Annotated in this window: 27 protein-coding genes and 1 pseudogene; 12 read left to right on the top strand and 16 right to left on the bottom strand. The window is 39.2% G+C overall.

The genetic code is table 11. The features are described 5' to 3' along the window. Position 1: 1 nt before the first annotated feature. The 5 genes from EXE30_RS00590 to EXE30_RS00570 form a co-directional block, all read right to left on the bottom strand. Positions 2-928 carry a D-alanine--D-alanine ligase gene (locus EXE30_RS00590; protein ID WP_130160756.1) on the bottom strand — a complete coding sequence of 309 codons (927 nt, stop codon included), beginning with the start codon at positions 926-928 and terminating at the stop codon, positions 2-4. A 38-nt stretch (positions 929-966) separates the two neighbouring features. Then, entirely contained in the window at positions 967-2,412 is a 1,446-nt protein-coding gene (murC, locus tag EXE30_RS00585) for a UDP-N-acetylmuramate--L-alanine ligase (RefSeq protein ID WP_130160755.1), read from the bottom strand. A 14-nt stretch (positions 2,413-2,426) separates the two neighbouring features. After that, positions 2,427-3,524: an undecaprenyldiphospho-muramoylpentapeptide beta-N-acetylglucosaminyltransferase gene (gene murG / locus EXE30_RS00580; protein WP_130160754.1), complete on the bottom strand. Its 1,098-nt coding sequence runs from the start codon at positions 3,522-3,524 to the stop codon at positions 2,427-2,429. Between the two features lie 228 nt (positions 3,525-3,752). Beyond that, a complete protein-coding gene (gene gshB / locus EXE30_RS00575; RefSeq protein WP_004673453.1) occupies positions 3,753-4,697 on the bottom strand; it encodes a glutathione synthase in 945 nt (314 codons plus the stop codon). Between the two features lie 222 nt (positions 4,698-4,919). After that, the gene (locus EXE30_RS00570; RefSeq protein ID WP_130160753.1) at positions 4,920-5,402 is read right to left on the bottom strand and encodes a glutathione peroxidase; all 483 of its coding nucleotides are present in this window, start codon (positions 5,400-5,402) and stop codon (positions 4,920-4,922) included. A gap of 182 nt (positions 5,403-5,584) precedes the next feature. On the opposite strand from EXE30_RS00570, the gene EXE30_RS00565 reads away from it, so the two are divergent. Both EXE30_RS00565 and EXE30_RS00560 read left to right on the top strand, forming a co-directional pair. Then, the gene (locus EXE30_RS00565; protein ID WP_130160752.1) at positions 5,585-6,037 is read left to right on the top strand and encodes a MarR family winged helix-turn-helix transcriptional regulator; all 453 of its coding nucleotides are present in this window, start codon (positions 5,585-5,587) and stop codon (positions 6,035-6,037) included. Beyond that, positions 6,038-6,241 carry a DUF3565 domain-containing protein gene (locus EXE30_RS00560; RefSeq protein WP_130160751.1) on the top strand — a complete coding sequence of 68 codons (204 nt, stop codon included), beginning with the start codon at positions 6,038-6,040 and terminating at the stop codon, positions 6,239-6,241. Positions 6,242-6,248: 7 nt separating this feature from the next. On the opposite strand, the pseudogene EXE30_RS16150 reads toward EXE30_RS00560, so the two are convergent. Both EXE30_RS16150 and EXE30_RS00555 read right to left on the bottom strand, forming a co-directional pair. Continuing rightward, positions 6,249-6,369: pseudogene (locus EXE30_RS16150) on the bottom strand (transcriptional regulator); the annotation flags it as partial. Positions 6,370-6,375: 6 nt separating this feature from the next. Then, positions 6,376-6,711: a hypothetical protein gene (locus EXE30_RS00555; protein ID WP_130160750.1), complete on the bottom strand. Its 336-nt coding sequence runs from the start codon at positions 6,709-6,711 to the stop codon at positions 6,376-6,378. A 286-nt stretch (positions 6,712-6,997) separates the two neighbouring features. On the opposite strand from EXE30_RS00555, the gene EXE30_RS00550 reads away from it, so the two are divergent. From EXE30_RS00550 to ddlA, 3 genes are all read left to right on the top strand, one after another. After that, positions 6,998-7,423, top strand: coding sequence for a GNAT family N-acetyltransferase (locus EXE30_RS00550; protein ID WP_130160749.1), 426 nt, complete (start codon positions 6,998-7,000; stop codon positions 7,421-7,423). Positions 7,424-7,705: 282 nt separating this feature from the next. Then, positions 7,706-8,425 carry an SDR family oxidoreductase gene (locus tag EXE30_RS00545; RefSeq protein ID WP_130160748.1) on the top strand — a complete coding sequence of 240 codons (720 nt, stop codon included), beginning with the start codon at positions 7,706-7,708 and terminating at the stop codon, positions 8,423-8,425. A 229-nt stretch (positions 8,426-8,654) separates the two neighbouring features. Then, a complete protein-coding gene (gene ddlA, locus EXE30_RS00535; protein WP_130160747.1) occupies positions 8,655-9,764 on the top strand; it encodes a D-alanine--D-alanine ligase in 1,110 nt (369 codons plus the stop codon). Positions 9,765-9,831: 67 nt separating this feature from the next. Here the strand turns inward: ddlA and pyrE are convergent, their stop codons facing one another. Then, positions 9,832-10,482, bottom strand: coding sequence for an orotate phosphoribosyltransferase (gene pyrE, locus EXE30_RS00530; RefSeq protein WP_004673479.1), 651 nt, complete (start codon positions 10,480-10,482; stop codon positions 9,832-9,834). 41 nt (positions 10,483-10,523) lie between these two features. Here pyrE and EXE30_RS00525 point away from each other — a divergent pair, with 41 nt between their 5' ends. Further along, positions 10,524-11,348: an exodeoxyribonuclease III gene (locus tag EXE30_RS00525; RefSeq protein WP_130160746.1), complete on the top strand. Its 825-nt coding sequence runs from the start codon at positions 10,524-10,526 to the stop codon at positions 11,346-11,348. A gap of 439 nt (positions 11,349-11,787) precedes the next feature. Beyond that, complete coding sequence (locus EXE30_RS00520; RefSeq protein ID WP_130160745.1) at positions 11,788-12,138, top strand: arsenate reductase; 351 nt, start codon at positions 11,788-11,790, stop codon at positions 12,136-12,138. A gap of 61 nt (positions 12,139-12,199) precedes the next feature. On the opposite strand, the gene EXE30_RS00515 is transcribed toward EXE30_RS00520, so the two are convergent. Further along, positions 12,200-12,637, bottom strand: a complete 438-nt coding sequence (locus EXE30_RS00515; RefSeq protein WP_130160744.1) for a DUF2147 domain-containing protein — start codon at positions 12,635-12,637, stop codon at positions 12,200-12,202. A 188-nt stretch (positions 12,638-12,825) separates the two neighbouring features. Between EXE30_RS00515 and EXE30_RS00510 the strand changes: the two genes are divergently transcribed. Beyond that, positions 12,826-13,737 (top strand): alpha/beta hydrolase, encoded by a 912-nt coding sequence (locus EXE30_RS00510; RefSeq protein WP_130160743.1) that lies wholly within the window; start codon positions 12,826-12,828, stop codon positions 13,735-13,737. Positions 13,738-14,019: 282 nt separating this feature from the next. After that, positions 14,020-15,207, top strand: coding sequence for a GGDEF domain-containing protein (locus EXE30_RS00505; RefSeq protein ID WP_130160742.1), 1,188 nt, complete (start codon positions 14,020-14,022; stop codon positions 15,205-15,207). A gap of 15 nt (positions 15,208-15,222) precedes the next feature. Here the strand turns inward: EXE30_RS00505 and EXE30_RS00500 are convergent, their stop codons facing one another. The 6 genes from EXE30_RS00500 to EXE30_RS00475 form a co-directional block, all read right to left on the bottom strand. After that, on the bottom strand, positions 15,223-16,887 hold the full coding sequence (locus EXE30_RS00500) for an ATP-binding cassette domain-containing protein (protein WP_130160741.1): 1,665 nt from the start codon (positions 16,885-16,887) through the stop codon (positions 15,223-15,225). 89 nt (positions 16,888-16,976) lie between these two features. After that, on the bottom strand, positions 16,977-17,672 hold the full coding sequence (locus tag EXE30_RS00495; protein WP_130160740.1) for a glutathione S-transferase family protein: 696 nt from the start codon (positions 17,670-17,672) through the stop codon (positions 16,977-16,979). 2 nt (positions 17,673-17,674) lie between these two features. Then, positions 17,675-19,450 carry a protein-disulfide reductase DsbD gene (gene dsbD / locus EXE30_RS00490; RefSeq protein ID WP_407641618.1) on the bottom strand — a complete coding sequence of 592 codons (1,776 nt, stop codon included), beginning with the start codon at positions 19,448-19,450 and terminating at the stop codon, positions 17,675-17,677. A gap of 161 nt (positions 19,451-19,611) precedes the next feature. Then, positions 19,612-20,379 carry a transporter gene (locus EXE30_RS00485; RefSeq protein WP_171457305.1) on the bottom strand — a complete coding sequence of 256 codons (768 nt, stop codon included), beginning with the start codon at positions 20,377-20,379 and terminating at the stop codon, positions 19,612-19,614. 30 nt (positions 20,380-20,409) lie between these two features. Continuing rightward, the gene (locus EXE30_RS00480) at positions 20,410-20,955 is read right to left on the bottom strand and encodes an ankyrin repeat domain-containing protein (protein WP_130160737.1); all 546 of its coding nucleotides are present in this window, start codon (positions 20,953-20,955) and stop codon (positions 20,410-20,412) included. Positions 20,956-21,099: 144 nt separating this feature from the next. Then, positions 21,100-21,471: an HPF/RaiA family ribosome-associated protein gene (locus tag EXE30_RS00475; RefSeq protein ID WP_004673497.1), complete on the bottom strand. Its 372-nt coding sequence runs from the start codon at positions 21,469-21,471 to the stop codon at positions 21,100-21,102. A gap of 492 nt (positions 21,472-21,963) precedes the next feature. On the opposite strand from EXE30_RS00475, the gene EXE30_RS00470 reads away from it, so the two are divergent. The 3 genes from EXE30_RS00470 (at position 21,964) to EXE30_RS00460 (ending at position 24,292) form a co-directional block, all read left to right on the top strand. After that, on the top strand, positions 21,964-22,689 hold the full coding sequence (locus tag EXE30_RS00470) for an outer membrane protein OmpK (protein WP_130160736.1): 726 nt from the start codon (positions 21,964-21,966) through the stop codon (positions 22,687-22,689). A gap of 243 nt (positions 22,690-22,932) precedes the next feature. Beyond that, a complete protein-coding gene (locus EXE30_RS00465; RefSeq protein WP_130160735.1) occupies positions 22,933-23,481 on the top strand; it encodes a GNAT family N-acetyltransferase in 549 nt (182 codons plus the stop codon). A 76-nt stretch (positions 23,482-23,557) separates the two neighbouring features. Then, positions 23,558-24,292 (top strand): hypothetical protein, encoded by a 735-nt coding sequence (locus EXE30_RS00460; protein ID WP_130160734.1) that lies wholly within the window; start codon positions 23,558-23,560, stop codon positions 24,290-24,292. A gap of 267 nt (positions 24,293-24,559) precedes the next feature. Here EXE30_RS00460 and urtE read toward each other — a convergent pair whose 3' ends face one another. After that, a complete protein-coding gene (gene urtE, locus EXE30_RS00455; protein WP_130160733.1) occupies positions 24,560-25,258 on the bottom strand; it encodes an urea ABC transporter ATP-binding subunit UrtE in 699 nt (232 codons plus the stop codon). Between the last annotated feature and the right edge of the window lie 6 nt (positions 25,259-25,264).

The following is a 25,264-nucleotide window of genomic DNA, read 5'->3' as shown; positions in this document are numbered from 1 at the left end:
ATTAAGCCGACTTTGTTAACGTTTGCTCTAAAATCGCAACGCAGAGCTGATCGAAACTATAACCCACGGCTTGTGCTGCTTTTGGCACGAGAGAATGACTGGTCATACCTGGAACAGTATTCACTTCCAACAACCAGAAGTTGCCTTGCTCATCTTGCATGGCATCAATACGTCCCCAATCTTCCGCACCCACGGCTTGAAAAGCACGCAAGCAAAGCGCTTTTAAACTTTGCTCTTCGGCTTCGCTTAATCCACAAGGAATCCCGTACTCAACATCATTACGTTGATACTTGGTTTCATAGTCATAAAATGCGACATCTGCTGGAGGTTGTAAACGAATCACAGGTAAAGGCTGACCATTCAAAAATGAAATGGTAAATTCACGGCCTGTAATCCATTTTTCAGCCATCACCACAGCATCATGCTGCGTTGCTTTTTCAATTGCAGCAGCAAAGTCTTCTGCTTTCTCAACCTTACTCATGCCGACACTTGAGCCTTCATGCACAGGTTTAATAATCACAGGCAAGCCTAATTCCGCAATCACAGCATCTAGGTCAGTCGCTTTGCTAATAATGCGGTATGGCGCTGTTGGTAAGTCACTGCCTTGCCAAATTTGCTTGGTTTTGACCTTGTCCATACCAATCGCTGAACCTTGTACCCCAGTGCCTGTATAAGGAACATTTAACCATTCCAACACCCCTTGGATCTGGCCATCTTCGCCACCGCGACCATGTAATACGATAAAAGCACGATCATAATCAGCCAATTCAGTCACACTACGATCTTGTGGATCAAATGCTTCTGCTTGCACGCCCGAACGCAACAATGCATCTAAAACGGCTTGACCACTATCCAATGACACAGCACGTTCAGCCGACTTCCCACCAAACAACACAGCAACTTTGCCGAATTTTGCAGCATTTGACACGTTTATATCCTTAAAACTTTAATATTCACAAAATACAATTATTTGGCATACAAGCGATGCTGAGCCAATTCTACCGAAATTGCCCCCACGTTACCTGCGCCTTGTGTTAATAACAAGTCATTCGCTTGTAACACTTTTTGTAAAACACTTGGTAAATTGCCTTCGACTGGATCAACCAAAATCGGTTCAACCTGACCGCGTAGACGAATACTACGCGCTAAAGCTCGGCTATCAGCACCGACCACTGGTTTTTCACCTGCAGCATATACTTCCAACAACAGTAATTGATCAACCTGAGACAACACATCCACAAAATCATCAAAACAATCACGGGTACGACTATAACGGTGCGGCTGGAACATCATCACTAGACGGCGATCTGGGTGGCTGGCACGCGCCGCTTTAATGGTCGCTTCGACTTCTTTAGGATGGTGACCATAGTCATCTACCAATTTCACCAAGCCATCCCCGACTTCAAACTCACCTTGAACCTGGAAACGACGACCGACACCGCTAAATCCGGCTAGCGCACGACAAATCGCCTCATCCGAAACGCCCTCATCGGTTGCCACCCCAATCGCAGCAAGTGCATTCAGTACATTATGCAAACCTGGTTGGTTGACGGTGACACGTAACGGCTCACGATCTTTACGCAACACCGTGAAGTGTGACCGCATACCATCTTGTTCTACATCAATGGCACGAACGTCATTGTCGTCATCAAAGCCATAAGTAATCACAGGACGACCGACTCGCGGAAGAATCTCGCGAATATTGGCATCATCACCACAGACTACAGCTAAGCCATAGAACGGTAAATTATGTAAAAATTGGATGAAGGTATCTTTTAACTTGTCAAAGCTACCGTCGTAGGTATCCATGTGATCCGCATCAATATTGGTGACGATGGCCGCCATCGGTTGCAAATACAAGAACGATGCATCTGACTCATCGGCTTCAGCTACGATAAAACGGCTTTCACCAAGTGCAGCATTTACACCTGTGCTATTCAACAATCCACCGATCACATAGGTCGGATCGAGGTTTTCTTCAGCCAACATAGTGGTGAGCAAACTGGTGGTGGTGGTTTTACCATGCGTACCTGCCACAGCAATCCCGTGACGATAGCGCATCAACTCACCCAACATCTCCGCACGACGCACGATCGGCGTACGCTGCTCGATCGCGGCTTTGATCTCTGGATTTTCAGGATCGATTGCAGTTGAAACGACCAATACATTGGCATTTTTAATATTTTCAGCACTATGACCAATATACACTTTGATGCCATTGGCTTCGAGTTGCGCTGTGGTTTTTGAGGCTTTAATGTCAGAGCCTGAAATTTTATAACCTTGGTTACTCAATACTTCGGCAATACCGCACATCCCCGCACCACCAATCCCCACAAAATGGATGTGTTTAATACGGCGCATCTCTGGCACTTTAATCAGCTTTTTAGCTTGGTTTGGATTTGTTGGAGACATAGATAAAACTCGAATTACAATTTTTTAATTAGATCAACCACATGCTGAGTTGCATTCGGTTGTGCTTGTTGACGTGCTTTAATAGCCATTTCAGATAAAAGCTGGCGATTGAGTAAACTCGCCAACAGCTCATCTAATGCTGCTGGTGTCATCTCTGCTTGCTGACAAATCTTGGCAGCCCCCACATTTGCAAGGAATTTAGCATTGGCAGTTTGGTGATCATCCACCGCGATCGGCAAAGGCACAAAAACTGCAGCCAAACCAGCAGTGGCGACTTCAGTAACCGTCAATGCACCCGCACGACAGATAATCAGATCTGCTTCACTATAGGCTTTGGCCATATCTTGAATAAAAGGCTGAACTTCAACATGTAAACTCGCAGGTGCAGCTTGATAACGATCTCGCGTTGCATCTTGCTGATTTTGACCACACTGATGGAATACATTTAACGGCACATTGAGCTTGATCAAGGCTTCAGGTAAACGCTCATTTAACGCTTGCGCACCCAATGAACCACCGACAATCAGAATATTGATCGGTTGCTGCTCTTGTTCCCGACTTTGATAACGCCATGACGGATTCAAAATCGCGCTGATTTCAGCTCGCACAGGATTGCCTGTGGTGACTACTTTATCACTGCTTGGAAACGTATTTGGAAAAGCCTGACAAACTGTTTTGGCAATCCGTGACAGTTGGGTATTGGTAAAACCAGCAATGGCATTTTGCTCATGAATTAATACTGGAATACCCAGCAAACGTGCCGCCAAACCACCCGGTCCTGCAACATAACCACCAAAACCAGCGACAGCATCAATCTTGAGCTGCTTCATGTAGCGCATTGCGCTTAAAGTTGCTTTTAAAATTTTAAAAGGTGCAGTGAGTTTACGTAATAAACCATTGCCACGCACACCTTGAATATCAACTTGATAAATCGGAATGTTTTGATCTTTGAGTAAGCGATTTTCCATACCAGTTGGCGTCGCCAACCATGAGACTTGGCAGCCTTCTTGTTGAAGTTGCTTGGCAACAGCAAGCGCAGGAAAAACATGCCCACCCGTACCAGCGGCCATCATCAAGACATGTTTGGGTTTGTTCTGTGGTGAATTGGTCACGGTGTAATTCTTCAACTCAAAAAAGAAGGTTATCGTCTATTGTTTTCGGCAGTTATTTTAATCCTAAAGTTTCATTCACGAAAAGCGAATTTCACTTGTTTACAACAGAAAGCTATACTTTTTGCAATTGTTTGCTAAAAACATGATGATGTCTACATCTAATTGCCCATTTACTGCTAAATTAACATAAAAAATAAATGGGCAATTCGGTCAAAAATTGATAATAAATTAGTTTGTACGACCCGCTTCTAACACCGCAAATAAATCATCGGCAATGGCAGTGCCAAATTGGTCATCAATCTCACGAATACAGGTTGGACTGGTGACATTAATCTCAGTGACATAATTGCCAATCACGTCTAATCCAACGAAAACCAGACCTTTTTCACGCAAGAATGGTCCAACTTTTGCCGCAATCATTTTGTCATTTTCACTCAGCGGACGAGCTTGTCCTAAACCACCCGCAGCCAAGTTGCCACGCACTTCACCGTTTTGTGGAATACGCGCCAAGCAATACGGCACTGGCTCACCATTAACCATCAAAATGCGTTTATCCCCTTCCACGATTTCAGGAATATACCGCTGCGCCATGATTGGACATGTGCCCAGTTCAGTGAGCATTTCTAAAGTTGAACCAATATTCACACCATCTTGATACAAGCGGAAAATCCCTGTACCACCCATGCCATCCAATGGTTTTACGATGACATCACCATGTTCTTTGATAAATTCACGAATTAAACTTTGTTGTGAAGTCACCAAGGTCGGCACTTGTAACTCAGGGAATTGGGTAGCAAACAGCTTTTCATTACAGTCGCGTAAGGATTGTGGTTTATTGATAATCCACGCCCCTTCTCGCTCTGCCTGTTCCAAGATATAAGTGCTATAGACAAAATTCATATCAAACGGCGGGTCTTTACGCATCAACACCACATCATAAGCAGCAATCGATTCTTTTTGCTTTTCGCCTAACTCATAATAATGGTCATAATCTTCAAAGACTTTTAACGGCGAAATCAAACCAAATGCTTTGCCTTGATCAATATACAAATCTTGTTGTAATGCATAACCCAACTCATGTCCACGACGGCTGGCAGCCCATAACATTGCCATGGTGGAATCTTTTTTTAGATTCACAGTTTCAATTGGGTCCATCACTACAAGTACACGCATAATCTGACGCTCGTATTTTTAATCTTGGCAAAAGTATAGCGAACTTTAATGATGATGTTTAAACAAGTTATGTAATTCTTAATTATAAAAAAATCTATTTTATTCAGTCGTCTACAATGATCTATATATCAGGTCTGAATTGATCATTGATTAAAAATGAGAAAATTACTGGTAGATGATTTCAATACCAGTAATTTCCAAATCATCAACACTTTATACAACTTATGCCAAAAGTTTTTGAATATCTTTCGCAATTTTTTCTGGTTTTGTCGTTGGAGAGTAACGTTTGATTACTTCACCTTTTTGATTGATCAAGAACTTGGTGAAATTCCATTTAATGCTTGCGCTGCCTAACAGACCTTTCGCTTCCGAAGTTAAGTATTGATACAAAGGATGTGCAGTTGGTCCATTCACGTCAACTTTGGCAAACATCGGAAATGACACACCGTAGTTGCGTTGACAGAAGCTGCCAATTTCTTCATTGCTTGATGGATCTTGATTGGCAAACTGGTTACATGGAAAGCCTAAAATCACCAAACCTTGTTGTTGATAATCCTGATATAGCTTTTCAAGGCCTTCAAATTGTGGGGTTAAGCCGCATTGACTTGCGGTATTGACCACCAATAAAACTTTGTCTTGATAATCTGCAAGGTTCTTTTGCTCGCCTTCTAACAGTTCAGCTTGAAAATCATAAATTGTCGTCATAACAGTTCTCTCTTTAATAAAAATGTGCAATATCCAACGTCGCTGTTTAGGTGATTCAGCTACATGGCAAATAATATTGCACACAATTATCTTGTGTGCAAGTTAATTATGCACAATATACTTTTACGTGTTTCCAAACTATACTGTTCTCTAGCTATAATGATGGTGTTGAGGAGTAAAGCATGACTGAAATTTCTTACTTGGATAATCAAGTGTGTTTTGCGATGTACTCCGCGACCAATGCAATGATTCGTCAATATCGCCCGTTACTTCAGGAATATGATCTGACCTACCCGCAATTTATTGTATTGTTGGCTTTGTATGAAAAAGACAATGTGACTTTGTCTGAAATTGGACAAAAGACCTTTTTTGATTCAGGAACGTTGACACCGATTATTAAGAAACTCGAAGAAAAACAGTTTTTAAAGCGTGTTGCTGTTAAAGAAGATGAGCGTATGAAAAAAGTGATCTTGCTTGAAAAAGCACTCGCTGCAAAAGATGAAATCACTTTAATTCCATTTAAACTCGCCTGCTCTTTGGGCGTCGACCCCAATGATTTGGTGGCGATCCATAACTTATGCCATCGTTTTTTAAAGGGTTTGGAACATTCTAAACTTGAAAGTATGAGTGAATAAATGCAACAAACCATTGTTGGATTTCATTTAGATGACGAAGGACATTACGTAGCTGATCTCGCTTGTGGCCACACTCAACATGTGCGCCATGATCCACCGTGGCAAAATCGCCCTTGGGTTTTGACTGAGCGAGGGCGTAAAGAAAAATTAGGTGTAATGTTAGAGTGTAAAAAGTGTGATGAAATGAGATTCGTATTAACATAATGGGCGATTACGAATTAGCACCCATTGCTGCCACATGCTTTTTCATAGTCGAGAATTTCAGGTCATTACCATGCTTATCGATTGATGAAAATGGGTTGCTTAATTCCTAATGTTTCAGCCACTTCTCTCATAATTTAAGCAACTATTTCAGAAAGCGTAATATCTATGATCTTTTTAGTCTTACTATCAAAAACAACTTTATATAAAATTGTTTTTGAATCATAATAATAGATATAAGTGACTATTAATTTCTTTTCCCAGATTTTGGGAAAGTTAGTGTTGAAATTTATACTTAAAGTTTCAATTTGAAAATTATCAGTTTTAGGGATTAAATGTTTTATATCCTTTAAGAACTGAGGTGTTTCTTTAATTTTTTCAAAAAACTCTTCATCTGTATGACGTTTAATTTGTTCTAAATTTCCATACATTAAACCACGATATAATAAACGAGCATCTGTTTTTTGTTCCATTGAAACCGTAGTTAGGCTATCAAGATTACTACAGCTAACCAATGAAAACATACAGAATAAAATTATTAGATATTTTTTACACATATTTCACTCTTTTTTAGATTTCCCAATTTTGTTTAAGCCAATAATTAAAATTTTAAAGTCATTGCCACGATTTTCGATTGCTGACAGGTTATTTGATTCCAAGGGTTGCAGCCAGTTCTTTCTGGGAAATTTTTAGCTCTTCTCAGATAAGGTGAAGCTGAGTTTCCAAAATATGATATCTTTAATATTTTTAGGATATTCCATGCTACAAAAAGCTTCTAAGACTGATTTTCCTATTCTTATTGATATTTGGGAAAGATCAGTAAGAGCTACTCATAATTTCTTACCTGAAGAGGAAATTAAGAACTTAAAACCTTTAATTCTTAATGAATATTTTCATCATGTATTACTTTATAAATATGTTCAAGATGGACAAATAATAGGTTTTATTGGCACAAGTAATGACAACATAGAAATGCTGTTTATTGATCCAGAATTTAGAGGTAAAGGCGTAGGACGAGTTTTAACTAATTTTGCAGTCACAGAACTAAAAATAGAAAAAGTAGATGTTAATGAAGAAAACCTTCAGGCTGTTGGATTTTATGGAAAATTAGGATTTAAACTAATAGGACGATCTGAATTAGATGGTCAGGGTAAACCCTATCCTATTTTGCATTTAAAAATTTAGTATTGCTAAAATTAACATAATACGCCTTATGTGAAATACTTAATTTGCTCCTCTTCATATCAACATCTTAAAATAAGCCGTTATAGGGTTCAGCGCACTAAAGCGGCTTTTACATGATTTTCCACGTTCCACGCTTATCTTTTAATCATCATTTCAATGATTGATGAATTAAACCGAAAACAAAACTCTCTTATTTTTCTTAATAACTAAACTCAATCCTTGACCTCAAGCTAAGTTGAGCTTTTATAGTTGCATCATAATCTTGAATACAAGGAAAGATTGATGAGCAATTCGAATAAAACATTTCTCATATACGGCGTCAGTAAAGGACTAGGAAAAGCGATTGTTCAGGCTGTGCCAAAGTCAACCGATATCATCTATGGCGTATCTCGAACTCAACCGCAAGAAATTCAAAATTTAAACTGGATTTGTGCTGATCTCTCCAAACCTGAACAAGCTGCAAGTGATGTAAAGATAGCTATTGGACAGCAAAAAGTTGATGTGCTGATTTACAATGTCGGCATTTGGGAACAACAGGCATTTAGCGAAAGCTATAATTTTGAAAATGTTTCTGCCGCTGAAATCAACCAAATCATCAATACCAATATCACTACTTGTATCCAATCCATTCAATCTTTAATTGAAAATCTAAAGCGCTCTGACAATGCCAAAATCATTCTCATCGGTTCAACTTGGGGTGTTGAAAATCATAACGGCAAAGAACTTGTTTTCTCCGCCACCAAATTTGCTTTAAGAGGTATTGCGCAATCCCTCAGAGAAATCTTACGTGAACACTTAATTGGAGTGAGTGTACTTAATCTAGGCTACCTTGCCAGCGAATATGAAATCACCAAACCTGTTGAAGAAATTTTAGAAGAAACGGAATATTCCTTAATTCCTTTGGCAGATGTTATTCAGGCGATAAATTTTATTATTTCAACCAGTAAGGCAGCCTGTGTTAAAGAAATCCTGATGCCTGCAATGTTGGATCTGAATGTTTAGTTTTTTATGAATACGCTAAATGGCCCTCATAAGATGAGCCAACACATTCAAAATCCAATTTTCGGTAGAGTTCTACTGCAGGATCGTTATCTGCATCGACAATTAGGTGCGAATACTCTCCTCTTTAGCTAAGCGTACAAATATTAATAATGATGTTACATCGTTAAGAGGTAAATTAAGGTTTAGTTTTTAAGTCTAAAATCATGCAAATACTCTAGGAAATATCGATATGCAGAGAAAAAATATTGGAATTATATTTGGAGGAAAATCAACTGAGCATGAAGTTTCTCTTCAATCTGCAAGAAATATTGTTGATGCTATAGATCCAGAAAAATATGATGTGACATTAATCGGTATTGATAAAAATGGAATATGGCATCTCAATGAAAGTACTCATTTTTTATTAAATTCAGATAACCCATCTCTAATTGCATTGCATCAATCAGGGCGAAATATTGCGTTTATCCCCGGTAAAAATGAAAAACAGATTATTGAGTTTCAAAACAAAACTCTATCACAATTGGATGTAATTTTTCCGATCGTTCACGGAACACTTGGCGAAGATGGTTCTCTGCAAGGATTATTAAGAATGGTGAACCTGCCATTTGTTGGTTCTCAAGTACTCAGTTCCGCCATGTGTATGGATAAAGATATAACAAAAAGGCTTTTAAGAGATGCGGGGTTAAATATCACACCGTTTATCAAATTAACGAAAAAAGATAGAAACAAAATAAATTTTGATATTGCAAGCTCTCAGCTTGGCTGTCCCTTATTTGTAAAACCTGCTAATCAAGGATCTTCAGTAGGTGTCAGTAAAGTAACTTCTCAAGATGAGTTTGAAACGGCCATAGATACGGCATTCAACTACGACAATAAAATACTGATTGAACAAGGGATTGATGGCAGGGAAATAGAATGCGCCATTATCGGTAACGATGAACCTTCAGCAAGTGTTTGTGGAGAAATTGAACTTGAAGATAGCTTCTATTCTTACGACACAAAATATATTAATGATAAAGGTGCAACAGTAACGATACCTGCAAATGTACCCGATGAAATCAGCCAAAAAATTAGAAATATTTCAATCAAAGCTTATGAGGTTTTGGAATGCACTGGGCTCGCAAGGGTTGATGTTTTTTTAACAAAAGACGGGGACATTTTTATTAATGAAATAAATACTTTACCAGGCTTTACCAATATCAGTATGTTTCCAAAGCTATGGGAAGCGAGCGGGCTAAATTATTCTGACTTGATTACGCGTTTAATAGAATTAGCGATTGAACATCATGAAAATAGTGCTCAACTACAAAATACAGTCTCTTTAAATAAGATAGAGTAAGTATATTGTTCCCCAAAACCAAGTAACAAAAAAGGAAGCCTTCGCTTCCTTTTCTACCATCTAAAATTTAGATACCATATTTTTCACGATAGGCCTGCATATTTGCTAAAGCTTCTTTTTCGCCTTTTGCATCTAAATAATCCATCAAATCTTTCATGGTAATTAAAGCGTGTACAGGGATTTCGAGTTCTTTTTGCACTTCCTGAATCGCAGAAAGTTCACCCTGACCACATTCCTGACGATCTAGCGCCACCAACACACCTGCAATGGTCGCACCTGCATTTTTCAAGATCGTGACCACTTCACGAATCGCAGTACCCGCAGTGATCACATCATCAATGATCCAAACTTTTTGACCAGCAACCGATGCACCAACTAACATGCCACCTTCACCGTGATCTTTGGCTTCTTTACGGTTAAAACCCCACGGTATGCTCTTGCCATGTACTTGAGATAACGCCACTGCTGTCGCTGCAACAAAAGGAATGCCTTTGTACGCAGGCCCAAAAATCACACCGACATTGTCACACTGAACCAATTTATCCGCATAGCCTTGTGCTAACAACGATAGTGCTTCACCATCATTGAGCAAACCTGCGTTAAAGAAATAAGGACTGACACGACCTGATTTTAAGGTAAACTCACCAAATTTAAGCACACCACGTGATAATGCGAGTTCGATAAAAGCTTGCGGATGAAATGACACAGGCGTTGTCATATAAGGTGCTCCAAATTCTTCAATTGAGGTTAAACAGACGTATGATACCAAAGGATAGCTATCCAAGTGATGTAAAAATTCTTCGAGTCGTTTCAATTAACGTGAATGGGCTGCGCGCATCCGTAACCAAAGGACTTTTGGAATGGCTAGAACAGTCTGATGCTGATGTCGTATGTATGCAAGAAAGCCGCATCACCCATGAACAATGGACCGACAAATTTAAACCTGAAGGCTGGTATACCCACCTGTTCCCTGCTGAACGGGCAGGCTATGCAGGCACGGCGATTTATAGTCGTCTACCTTTCGTGTCTGTACAAAATGGCTTGGGGTTTGAACTAGCAGACTCTCAAGGCCGCTTTATCACCGCTGAATTTGATTTAGGGCTGTCACATCCTGTTCATATTGCCTCGTTATACTTACCATCAGGATCAAGTGGTGACGAAGCGCAAGCACGTAAAGATTTATTTCTACAAGAATATGCCCAAATACTAAAACAATGGCGAGATGAAAATAAATCGATCATCGTGTGTGGTGATTACAATATCGTGCATAAACGCATTGATATTAAGAACTGGTCGGGCAACCAGAAATCATCAGGCGTCTTGCCCCATGAACGTGCATGGCTCGATCATATCTATGATGAGTTGGGATATGTCGATACTTTCCGTGAAGTACGACCTGAAGCAGAATTGTACTCATGGTGGTCAAATCGTGGTCAAGCCCGTGCCAAAAATGTAGGTTGGCGTATCGACTACCACGCCTGCTCTCCAGACTGGAAAGCACGTGCTGCAAACGCTTGGGTCTATAAAGAACAATGGTTTAGTGACCATGCACCTGTGATTATTGACTATAAAATACACGATTAAGTGAACAGTTGTTCACTTTGACCGCTTCTTTAACTTACATGCCATGTCGTTTTTTGTGTATTTTTATTTAGCTGCTGTATCGGCATTATAGCTGCACGGCACAGGGAAGCGGTCAGGATGACCACAAAAGGATAGGACGCCGTAGGAAGACAAAATAAACTTAGTTTAAGTTTATTTGCAAGGATGAGACATTGGACGTTGAAATGAGACCCGCATGATCAGGATGATTAAATGCGGGTTTTCTCTTTTCTGAATATACAATTTTATTGATTTTTCCCTTCGCATTCAGCGCAAAGAACCAATCTACTTATTACCTACTTGATTGACACTTATTAATACCCTACATCGATCAACTTAATAAAAAAATTCGGCTGGCAAATCACATCGCTTTTCAGTTAGGCTGTGAGGAAGATGATTCACTGTTTTTGATGGTTTGAATATGTTTAAAATTTACGGTATTAAAAATTGTAATTCGATGAAAAAAGCTTTTGATGCACTACAAGCCAAGGGTATTGATTACCAGTTTCATGATTATAAAAAACAAGGTATTGATGCCTCAACTCTAGAAGTTTGGTTAAAAGACATTGGGGCAGAGAAAGTCCTGAATAAAAAAGGCACCACATGGCGCAAATTGACGGCGGACGAACAAGCCCACGCCACTAACAATCAAGACAATCTAATTGAGGCTTTAATCGCTCAACCAAGTTTAATTAAACGTCCAGTGCTGCAAACGCCACAAGGTTTTGTGATCGGGTTTGATGAAGAAACTTATCAAAACTTATCCGCATAAAACCGGCGTCACAAAAAAACCGAGTCATTTGACTCGGTTTTTTTGGATTGATCAAGACAACTTAGTTAGAACGTACCCAAGTTTGGTTACGACCCAGTGCCGCAACACCGATATAACCGCGTAATTTCAGCTTTTGACCACCGTCAGTGAGTTCAGCTTTGAGTTTATAGGTTTTACCATTTTTTGGATCAACGATAGAACCGCCATCATAATTTACACCACCCGTATTTTTCAGATTACGAACAATGACCACACCATTCAGTGATTTATTATGAAATGGGCCTTCACATTTCGTACAAACGCTTTCTTGGCCAGGGACTAAATACTTCTGAATCGATGCAGATAATGAACCATCCTTTTGTTCAGTAAACTTGACGATCGCTTTTGGCTGCTTGGTTTCATCATCAATGGTTTGCCACACACTACCGTGTAATGCGTCCGCCGCATTGGCAAAAGCTGTCAAACTAAACAATCCTAGTGCTAAAGCAATTTTCTTCATTTTTGTAATATCCTTAATGGGTCTTTTAAGACTAAGAGTATTGAGAACTTCCATCAATTTTGCAATTCTTGATTGTGACTATTAGGTACAATCCAAACAGCTTCAAAACGCTGCTTTAATCACAAGAAATGTGGACTAAAATCAAGTGCTCTCTTAGTTATATACTGCTCTAACAATATGGAAAAATTATGAAATTTGGTACTGTTTGGAAATATTATTTTACTGAATCCCTACTCAAAGCGACCATCCGTACACCGAGTCAGTTTAATCTAGCACCGAATGCTTTGCGTCCCGTATTGGATCAACTATGTCGTTTATTTCCCCACAATCCAAATGTAGGAATTCGTCCTGTACGTTTGGCAGGTATCCGTGGTGAAGAAATTAAAACTCAAACCGCTGCAACTCAGCTCATTTTTCATATTCATGGTGGTGCTTTTTTCTTGGGAAGTCTCAATACGCACCGTGCTTTAATGACCGACATTGCGGCATGTACGAAAATGCAGGTTATCCATATTGATTATCCTTTGGCACCAGAACATCCGTTCCCTGATGCGATCGATGCAATTTTTGATGTTTACCAAGCATTATTAGTACAAGGTATTAAACCAAAAGATATTATTATTTCAGGTGATTCTTGTGGTGCAAATCTCGCATTAGCGCTGTGTTTACGTCTCAAACAACAACCTGAGTTGATGCCAAGTGGTTTGATTTTGATGTCGCCTTATTTGGATTTGACTCTCACTAGTGAATCGCTGCGTTTCAATCAAAAGCATGATGCTTTACTTTCAATTGAAGCGTTACAAGCAGGTATCAATCATTATTTAACAGAGGATATCCAAGCAGATGATCCTCGGGTATCGCCATTATTTGATGATTTAACAGGTCTACCACCTACATTGGTTCAAGTTGGGTCAAAAGAAATCCTGTTGGATGACTCAAAACGCTTCCGCGAAAAAGCGGAGCAAGCTGACGTTAAAGTAACTTTTAAACTCTATACAGGCATGTGGCACAACTTCCAAATGTTCAATGCATGGTTCCCAGAAGCTAAACAAGCATTAGCAGATATTACTAAATTTGCACATCGACTCGATCGTGACTAAACCAATTCAATGTGTGCAAAAAATGGTCAGCTATCGCTGGCCATTGTCATTCTTGATTCACTTTTGTCTTCATAAAATATGATTAATTGAATATTTAGATAATAGTCGATTTATCAAAGAATTTTTCCTGTCCTCATTTGCACTCAAAAGCTTAAAACTAGACTTTTTTCCCATTCTAAAGGTGCTATTGTTATTTCAATAATCGTTTCTTAATCTTTCTGATGGCGAATTTACACTCATAAAGTCTCTTAGGAATCTCATTGCATATAAGGATGCATGCCAATGATAAAGATTCATTTTAAGCATTTAGCAAATAGAGAAAAATGGAGTTTCTCACAATTTTGGAAACATGAACCACTGATTAACTGGAACATGTTAAAGAAATCTATTCTGCTGCTTATACTCGCTGCATTTATGACCCTTATTGGGATTATTTGGGACAGTCTGGTCTTATTGAATCCCATTACATGGCAGTGGGTAAATTTACCGTTGGTTCGTTCTAAATTATGGACCAACGTGATTATGCTGATGGTTTTTTTAAGTCTTATCGTGCCTTGCTATCGTTACAAAGACCATGCGTGGGCGCATACAATCATTCCAATTTTAAGTGTACAGCTTTTTACCGCTCTACTCTGTCATACCAGTTATTTGATCGGCAGTTTTAGCCCTGCCACCATGGTGGTATATGTGAGCGTCGTCGCGGTTGGATTAGTTTTATTTAATCGCAAGATGATTTATTGTGCGCTTATTCCAGCAACGATTGCTTTGTTATTCTGTAGTATTCTCAGTATGTTCGGTGTACTTCAATATGCACCTTTGTTTAATCCAGAGATTCTGAGCCAAGCGGAAATGCACCCATTTTGGGTAGGGAGCATGTTGTTTTTCCTGCTACCTATTTTGATTGCCTGTTTATTTCTATTTGAAATTATATTGACCCAATGGCGTTCACGAGAGTTAGCAATTCAGCATCTGAGTCGTCTCGATCCACTGACCGATGTGTTAAATCGACGCAGCATTGGTGCTTATCTAGAAAAATTACACCAACAACCCAACTCGTTATATTCAATTGTATTGCTTGATCTAGATCATTTTAAAAATATTAATGATCATTTTGGGCACAGCATGGGAGATCAGGTTCTGATTCAGGTCGCCCAATGCTTAACCAAACATTTACGCGATCAAGATATGATCGGTCGTTTTGGCGGTGAAGAGTTCATTTTATTATTGCCGCATACCACGACCACTCAAGCGCAAAATATTGCAGAACGTTGTCGTTTAGCGATTGCACATCTACGATTCATGACAGAAGATGAGCAGACTTTTTCAGTCAGTGCCAGCTTTGGGATCAGTAGTTCACTTAATGCTAATGAGCCGCACCTGATTATTAGTCAGGCGGATCAGGCTCTTTATGCGGTTAAAGCAGCTGGACGGAATCAAGTTCAGATCTTTGAAGATTTTACGAGTAGCTAACAGTTGAAAATAGGACTAGGTTAAAGGTGTTATAACCCTGAATAATTGCTCGACATCAATAATTTCGTCCGCAAGATCTTTACATTCTTGAGCGTGTGTAATCACAATTAATGTTTCAATATGTTCATTGAGGAAATTTAAAATCCTGATGCTTGTATGAGAATCCAATGCTGAGGTTGGTTCATCTAAAATGAGCACTTTAGGTTTCTTTAGCACCGCCCGTAATATATTTAAACGTTGCTTTTCGCCGCCTGAAAAACTTTTCAGATATTCATTGATGTCATCATCTAATGAAAGATTTTTATCGAAAAGAAGATGTTGTAGATCAAAAATTATAAGCAGTTGTGATATCTCATCATCGGCATAAGAATACTTAGCGTTATAGATTAGGTTTTCTCTTAAAGAGCCAGTAAAAATAGAATAGTTTTGCCCTACAAAAGCCACTTCATCAAAAATTTTAGTAGAGTACTGTTTCGTAATGTCTAGACCTTTATAAAATAACTGCCCTCTCTTTAGTTTATAAGCCCCTAGCATATAATTGATTAAAGTTGATTTTCCAGTTCCAGTTTTTCCAATAATCACGTACATCTTATTCTTATATAAATCCAAATTTACTTCAGCACTTAGCTTACCACCGACTTCTAACAATGCGTTCTTGAACGAAAATAATAAATGATCATTCTGATACATTTTATTATTTAACTCATCTTTTTCAAACTCAAAGTAGCTATAAAAATTTTCTACTGCTACAGCATTACCTGCAAGTAAGTTAATTTGTTGAGAAATCATAAGAGATGGCATGGTTAGCATCATGATATAAGAGCTAATCATCACCATATCGCCTGTGGTTATTTTTCCTATGGAAAATAACTTGGTTGAAAGAAGTAAAAAACCAAGCAAGAATAGAAAGATGAAAGCAATTTGGAAAATCATTAAACAAGCAATTTTTAAGTGGCTACTAAAGCTTTGATTAATAAATTTCTTTACATTCTTTTTAAAATAATCGACTTCAAAATCAACAGCATTGTTCACTTTGATCTCATAAGCATTATTTATCTTTTCAAGGAACTTACTGTTTAAAATATTTTTTATTGAATATAATGGTTCATAATACTTTTTACTCTTCCTGTTAATAAAAACAGAAATCAAGAATAGTCCAAATGCTGTCCCAAGGAAGCCTAAAGCAAAAAACACACTAATATTTACACTAAGAATATAAGTAATAAAAATAAGCTGTAATATCACGGGGAAGAAAGCAAGCAAGAATGCAAAAGTGATCATAGAAAATGCATTACTTGCTCGTACTGCCTCGGCATTAAATATACCAATATCGACTTTATCTTGCTGAGACTTTTCTATCCTAAGATAATTTTCCAAACTCGCAATGAGTACCGAAGTTTCTTGTTTTGCACTAATCAAGCCACCTAGCGCATTTTTAATCCACTCAATAATCTGTGATAAAAACCAAGCAAGGCAATATGAAATCACTAAAACATAAATATAGTTAATACTTTCATTCTGATGAGTACTATCAATAATAAGCTTAATAAAGTAAGGAAGAATAGCGGTAATAAAACTTGTGGCAATAACCAAGCCAATAAGAACAATTAAATGTTGCCTCTCATTTTTATAAAATTTATTGGAAACACGCCACATTGCTTTATAAGTTTTTAAAAACACCGAGCAGTTTCTCCTATTATGGCTATATTTCAAGCCATAATATCACTCATGTTTTGATTATGAGGGGGAGTTCTTTGTTTGGATTTTGTCTAGTTGGTCAAATACTCTTCACGATTTTGACGGTACGGCTCATCAAGAGGCACAAACATTTGTTCTTGTTTGGCTTCGGCGATCCACTGCTGAACCGATGCCAAAGACAAGATTTTTTGCATATAGACTTGGCTTGAAGCAGAGACAGGGAATTGGAAACACACAAAACGCATCACTACTGGCGCATAAAATGCGTCGGCAACACTAAACTCACCACATAAGAAGCTATCTTCACTTGGGCGTTCTGACCAAATTTGTTCAATACGAGCTACATCAGCACGAAGTTGATCATGCTCAGCCCAAAGTTTTTGACCAATATGGCCTAAATCAGCCTCAATATTCATTGGACAAAGATTACGTAAACTTTGAAAACTGCTGTGCATTTCTGCGCTAATGCAACGCGCTCGAGCACGTAATTTTTTATCCTGTGGCAACAAGTTTTTTTCAGGAGATTGCTCTGCGACGTATTCACAAATCGCCAAACTGTCCCAAACCGTCACATCAGCATCCACCAGCACAGGTACTTTACCCGTCGGATTCAGTTTCAAAATTTCTGTCTTAAATGGACTATCTAGTTCAAAATCATCAAACTGAATGAGATGCTCTTGAAACGAAATCCCTGCCTGTTTTAATAATATCCAAGGACGCATCGACCAAGTAGAGTAATTTTTATTGCCAATAAATAAAGTATACATGCTTATGATTTTCCTTCAAATAAAGCCAGTTGCTGTAATAAATCTGCCTTTTTAAATGCCCCAGTTAATCGTAACGAACGAATTTCTTGTTGTTGCTGATCTAAAAATAAGTAGGTCGGCGGTCCTAAAATATCCCATTGCTTTAATAAAGCTTGATGAGAAGCATCATACTGACTTAGATCTAGCTTAATTAAATAATAAGGTGCTAAGGCTTGTTGTACTTCTGCATCTTTTAAAATACGGTGCTCAATTGGCTGACATGCCACACACCAATCTGCATACACATCAATAATAATGCCGCGATCTTTCGGCGCATTGGCTAACACCTCTTGAAATTGCTCAGCGGTCTTTGCCACATGCCATTCAGCCAACTTCTCCGCCTGAACAGAACCCAGATTCTGAATATGTTGATATTGAGTATAAGCAAGAAATGGTATGGTGAGTATTAACAAGAGAATATATAGCCATTGCAACTTACCTTTTTGAGCGAATAATCGGTAAAGTGCATACATAATAAAAGCCAAACCTAAAACGAGGCTAAGCAATTGCATCGCCAGCTCTGGCAATAACGGTCGCAGGAAATAAAGGCTTAATGCCAACATTAAAAAGGCAAAAATCACCTTAATCTGATGCATCCACTCGCCTGCTTTCGGTAAAGCTTTAGCACCTAAAACACTCGCGAGCAATAAAGGCAATCCCATCCCAAAGCCAAGCGTGAACAACAGTAAAGCACCTTGCCATTGATTTTGGTTTTGTGAAATAAACAACAATATCCCAGCCAATGGCGCAGTCATGCAGGGCCCAACCAATAACGCGGAAATCATGCCCATGACACTAGCACCGATTAAAGTACCGCCCTGTTGCATCGACTGCATACGATCCAATTGATTGACCCATTTCTGTGGCAGTTTTAGCTCAAACAAACCAAACAAGTTTAAGGCAAATACAACGAATAAAAGGCTAAATGCAATCAAAGTTGCGGGTTGTTGCAACCAACGTTGAAAATTAAGTCCTGCGGTTGCAGCAATCATACCTAACACGGCATATACCATGGCCATACTGACCACAAAAGTAAAGGCGATCGCCCACGCTTTGACTCCTTTGTTGTCACGGACAATCAACGAGGTCAGAATCGGCAACATTGGTAATGAACACGGCGTAAAGGCCAATAATATCCCTAAACCGAGAAATAACAATACACTATAGGCCAGTGAGTGTTGTGCCAAGGTCGTAGACCACTTTTGGTCTTCTGCCATACCTGCTGAATTTGTCGCAATAGAAGAATCTAAAGCAGAGGATTGATCATCTGAAGCGGTATCAAACGCTGTAGTTTCAGTATTTAAGGCGTTGGCAGAACGAGCCACATCTAAAAAACGTTTTTGTGAATTTGACGCTGTGTTTTGTACACTGACTAGACCATCGGCATCGGTCTGAAATTCTATATTTTGGGGTGGGTAACAAATCCGATCTTTGGCACAGCCTTGCCACGTTACTCGATAATGTTGAGATGCCTGTGTTGGGATCTCAAATTCAGCTTGCTGATAATAAACTTGGCTATGTCCATAGTTCTCATCATATTGATCAACCGCTTTAGGCAAATTTAATTGTACGGGTTGATTGCCTTGTTGTACTTCGAATTTGTGTTGATACAAATAATAGTTTGGTTGAATATTCCAATGGAGTCGCGCCTGATTACGCTCAGTCGATTCAACCGAAAAGGCAAATGCATCTTCAGGGTTTAACAGCTGCGCTGATATATTCTCTTGGGCATAGGTCATCGACCCACACAACAACAATAAACTACCAAGGAAGTAACACATCAGTTCGGAACTGTAGCCACCCTGAGTACATTTTTTCATGATGATTTCTCTTCGATCAGCCCAATGCTCCCGATGAGATATACAGGAATTCACGGGAGATCATGAGAAGATAATTTTGCTTAAAATAAAACTGATACGCCTAAACCACCGTTGTAGCTTCTGGCATCACCATTTAAATCAACCCCAACATTGGCATCGAGCTGCATACGATTATTCACCGCATACACCAAACCAGTGCCTAAGCCATATTCGTAATCTTGGCTTTCTGCTTTACGGTAAATAAATTCTGAGTATCCAGATAATTTACCTGCAATTTTATAATCAATGGTTGGAATCGCAGTCACTGCCCAATTACTGTTTTGCGCTTCGTAACGCATGGTGATCGAGGTACCGATCAGATCACTAAACTCATACGCTACAGCTGAAGTTAAACTATAGATATCATCATGGGCAGTGAACTCATCATTTCCTGTCGCCAAAATAGCTTCGGCCAATAAAGCCATAGTGAGACGATCATCGTGTAGATTAATGGCTTTTTTCAAACCAATACTGACATCACCTAGGCCATTAGTTTCTTTGGTCATGCCCGCACGTTTATGCTGCTGCCAAACAGGACCTTGCCAGCCAAGCTGTAATTCCAGTCCTTTGGCCAAACCTGTACGCAATAACATGTCGCCATTGAGGGTTAAGGTTTTCTCTTTTTCACCATCTACGTTTTGTTGTTGATAGCTGACTGTCGGCAAACCTTGTTCCCATGCCAACTGCCCGACAGGCGTAATTCCTGTGCCCATACCAGCGCCAGGACGATCAAAAGAAAACTCAGCAGCAAAAGCAGTGCTCGCCATCGTCGATATAGCAATAAAACCCAATGTTTGAAATTTATTCATCATTATCCTCTTTCTATTCTTAGCCTACGCTTATGCGGTCAGTTCTTTTGACATTTTTGCGCCATTTTTACGCAGTAACTCAAGTGTTTCACGCTCTTCGGCTAATGACTCAGACCAGTCGATTTCATCAAAATCACAATCAAAGAACAGTTGGCTGATTGACGATAAAATCGTTAAGCCTTCTTCATCACGTGTGTTTGGATCAACTTTTTCATCTAGTAGACGTTGTACCACTGGCGCACAGGCTGAACTTGCTGCATCCCAAAGTGGCCCATAAAACTCCTCTGCGTCCCACAAATATAAATTTGCTTTTGCCTGAATGAGTGCGTCTAAAATATCTAAATAGACTTTAAGTTGTTGTTGTTTTTCAGTTTCAGCGATGGGTTGATTGGCTTCATAAGCCTCACAAATTCTTTCCCACCACACAAATAGACCATCACAAATGACTGAAACTGGTGGTCCCTGTTCAGGATCAATAAAATTTGGGTCAAGACCTTCAGCAAGTAGAGATTGCACTTGGGCTAAATCGAGTTGTTGTATGGCTTGCACCAAGGCCTGTTGCTGTTTGCTTAACATGACCAATTCTCACAATATAATATTTAATGTTTCTATTATGCCGAATATCCCGACAGCTTTTTATAAAACGAACTAAAAATCATGTATAAATTTGATACACGCATAAAAAAAGCCCGATACTGGGCTTTTTTTATGCAGATATGATTATGCTTCTTTTACATCTAAATCATCATCTACATCAATATATTCAGGCAAGCCACCACGGTGGTGGTCTTTTTTCTCATATAAATGCTCCAGACTACGTTTCAACTTATCAATCGCACCATGAATAGAAAAATCAATATTTGCAGCTTTATGTGTTACTGCGACAGGTTTCAAACCTGCTGGGCGAGCTTCGATCATACAGCGTTTATCATGATCTCCCGTTTTTTCCCCATTTTCATCACTAAGATGAACTGAAAAATGTGTAATACGCTCACTATAGCGTTGAAATTCTTGCATTAGTTCTGCACGGACATAACCAATTAAACGTTCACTACCTTGAATGTTTTTATCTGTACGGATTTCAATATTCATAAATATCTTCCTCTCTTTTCGATGAGACGTTTTGACTAAACTTATTATTTAGACGCATTTTGAGCATGCCGTCATTCAGTGCAGCTGTATATTCTGATTGTGTAAATACCTGTAGTCTCCTAGCTTTGCATCTGTTGCTTTTCAGTACATAAGAAGATCTTCTATATTTCCAATATCCGTCCATAATCAAAAATATGCAAGCTGATTTTTAACATTTTTTATTGGGGTTTGTATGTGCTTCGCAACAGCTATTATTTAGGCCACAAAAAATTTAAATGATATCAGCAACATTTGCGAGAACTGATTCCCTCAAATGAAGAAGAAATAAGAGTTGTGGAATGTCGATGCACTAGCCACAACAAAGCACTAAAATACATTGCTCTTTTAGCTCACCGCTCCCTATACAATTCTTTTGAGCATTTGGTCAAATTTGGCTTTATTTTTGCTTATTTCCTTGTATGCTTTACACGCCTTTTTAGGGGGATCTTTTTAATGCAATTTAAGCAACTTGCGGCGACATGTGTATTGGTATCAACGGCAGCTTTCACTCAGGCAAAGCCTATTTGGCAGGACTTTAGCCTCACGGGTTTATATGGTGAAAACTATGAAGTTGTTGATGAAAAGCAAACGACTTTAACGGTTGAATATGCGGCAAAAGTAAAATATGCCGATGTATTCTTTTTTATGGATCGTATGCGTGGTAGTGATGACAATAAAAGCACCTATTTCGAGCTTTCTCCGCGTCTAAGCCTAGGTGAGGTTTCAGGTCAAAAACTGGCTTTTGGCCCAGTTACAGATATTTTGATCTCAACAACTTGGGAAGCAAACAGCGCCGATGGCAATAACTTCGATAATTTCTTATACGGCGTAGGTTTTGATCTTAAAATTCCATATTTCCAATATGCGAATATCAACTTCTACCGTGCCAATAATGAAAACACCGCTGATGACTATCAAATGACTTTGGTCTATGCGTTGCCATTTAAAGTTTCCACAGAAGAATTCTTGGTCGATGGTTTCCTCGACTGGTCAACGGCTGAAAAAGATCATGCCAGCGAACTTAACTGGACCACACAATATAAATGGAATGTCGGCAAGCACATTTCACCAGACACTCGTTTGTATCTTGGTGTTGAGCACTCAGTTTGGAATAACAAATTTGGTATCAAAGGCAGCGACGAAAACAACGTTAGCGCTTTAATCAAATACCATTTCTAAAGCTTAGCTCTAGTTTGCTAGCGTGGCAGGCGGCATGGATGCCGCCCGTTTGGCAGGGGTCACATGAACGTACCCTCTGCCAAACAAAGGATTTTTGCTTACTTTTCATCCCTGAAAAGTAAGAAATTACCTATACAAAAATAATCTGCTTCCTCATAATCTATGCGGCGCTGCCAATTTACTTGAAATAAAAATTAGTTTACTGATACAAATTTATCTGTCACTCATTTAATCCATAAACCTATGCCAATTCCTATCCAATTTGCACCTTTCATATTAAATCAGTATTACCAGATTCGTTTTGCCACTGTCGATGACCTAGACGCTATTGTTGCGATTTACAATGCTGAAATTTTAACTGGAACAGCCAATTGGAATGATCAAGCAGTTTGTTTATCTGAATATCAACAACGTTTTCAACAATTACAAACACAGCAATTTCCCATGATTGTGGTCGAAGATTTACAGCATAAAAAAGTGGCAGGTTATGCTTACTATGCTGCATTTCGGAGCATTAGTGGTTATCGCCAAACCATTGAACATTCAGTTTTTATTGACCCAAACTACGCACGTCAAGGTCTTGGTAAGGCATTGATGCAACAATTAATTTATTTAGCGACCCAACAACAGATGCATATTATGGTTGCGGCAATTGATAGCGAAAATACAGGCTCGATCGTGCTACACCAACAACTCGGTTTTGTGCAAACAGGTTACATGCCAGAAGTCGGACAAAAGTTTGGGCAATGGCGAGATTTGGTATTGATGCAATTACAACTTCAACAAGCATAACAATTTCATCACTGCCGTCATGGTGGATTGCTCGTTAAAATCAAAACAATCAGATTTTTAAAAAAGACAAAATAAGATGAAAGCATTACCATTATATTTTTTTATTACTAGTGTTTTCGCAGCGACCACAAGTTTCGCTGAATCATCCTTTGAACAAGAGTTACAACAAGGCTGTGCCAAAGTAAAACAATATGCACAAGCGGGCAAAAAGTTCTACGATCAGAAGCAATATGCAAAAGCGGTGAAACAATTTGAAGATCAAGCTGCATGGGCACATTTCTGCCAACTAAATACAGAAGAAAGTGGCATTCAAGTCACTGATCGAGACGTTGAGATCGCCAATAATAATGTCGGACTGAGCTATGCCAAGCTCGGCAAACCACAATGGGCAAGAGTCTGGTTTTTACGGAATAAAGACACTAAAACCAGTCAATATAATTTGAAACAACTACCCAAACCCAAACTATCGACTGATCTACAAGGCATCTATGTCCGAGCCAATGGCTTTGGTCAATGGGATTACATCACCGTCAAAAAACAACAGAATCGATATCTTGTTGATTTTGAAGGTTACTATTTTGGACTGCGTGGACTTATTTATGGTCCAAACCTAGGTTCATTTGAAACCAACATGCCGATCACCGCAAAACAGGCAAAATATCGTTATGAAGACTGTCAGATCAAACTTCAATTTTTAAATGATCCGCAGAATGGACAAAAAATCGAGGTAGAACAAAACAATGGTCAGTCCACATGCGGCTTTGGACATAATGTTTATGCAGGTGGTACGTTTTATAAGGTTGAAGGTTAACAAACAATCAAAAGTCAGCCTCAAATATGATACTCGGAAATGTCATCTACAACCTGCGTGGTATTTGCAAGAGACTGTCTTTGCAATATCATTTGAAGTATTGAAAGAAGCGAACAGGTTTTGTAGATGACAATGCCTTTGCCTACTTTGGGCGAAACCAAAGTAGGGCGAACCGCAGGTTTATCCTAACATTAGATATAAAACAATAAGATTCCACAATGATCACTGTTTAATCAGGCCGTAGGTGGAAAATCTCTTTCGAGTGTTTTAAATCGCCACCAACTCCCGAATCCCTTTTTCAGGCATATCATCACCACGCCCTTGTGCAACCACCTGCCCCCGTGCCATCACCGTATAATTATCAGCAAATTCTTCAGCAAAATCATAAAACTGCTCAACCAACACAATCGCCATTTCACCTTGATCTGCCAATTTACGAATCACCCGCCCGATATCTTTAATAATCGAGGGTTGAATCCCTTCTGTTGGCTCATCCAAAATCAAAACTCGAGGTTCAGAGGCCAAAGCTCTGGCAATAGCGAGCTGCTGTTGCTGACCACCAGACAAATCCCCACCACGACGATGTTTCATCTCATCCAACACAGGGAAAATCTCATAGAGATGACTCGGCACTTTACGCGTCTTTGCCCCTGAAAATTTCGCCATACCAATCAAGATATTTTCCTCAACAGTGAGCGTCGAAAAAATATCACGGCCCTGTGGCACATAGGCCAACCCTGCACGTACTCGCTGTTCAGGTGACATCTTGGCAATATCTTTTCCATCTAACAGCATCTGCCCTGATTTGATTGGCAAAATGCCCATTAAACATTTGAGTAAAGTGGTTTTGCCCACGCCATTGCGCCCCAACACCACACTACACTCACCTACAGGTGCAGACAACGACACATCACGCAGAATATGACTACCACCATAGAACTGGTTAATTTCTTTCACTTCTAGCATACGTGT

Origin of the sequence: Acinetobacter halotolerans (genome assembly GCF_004208515.1) — a bacterium.
GTDB lineage: Bacteria > Pseudomonadota > Gammaproteobacteria > Pseudomonadales > Moraxellaceae > Acinetobacter > Acinetobacter halotolerans.
Note: the sequence above shows the minus strand (reverse complement) of the source record. Positions and strands in the feature narration are given on the sequence as shown.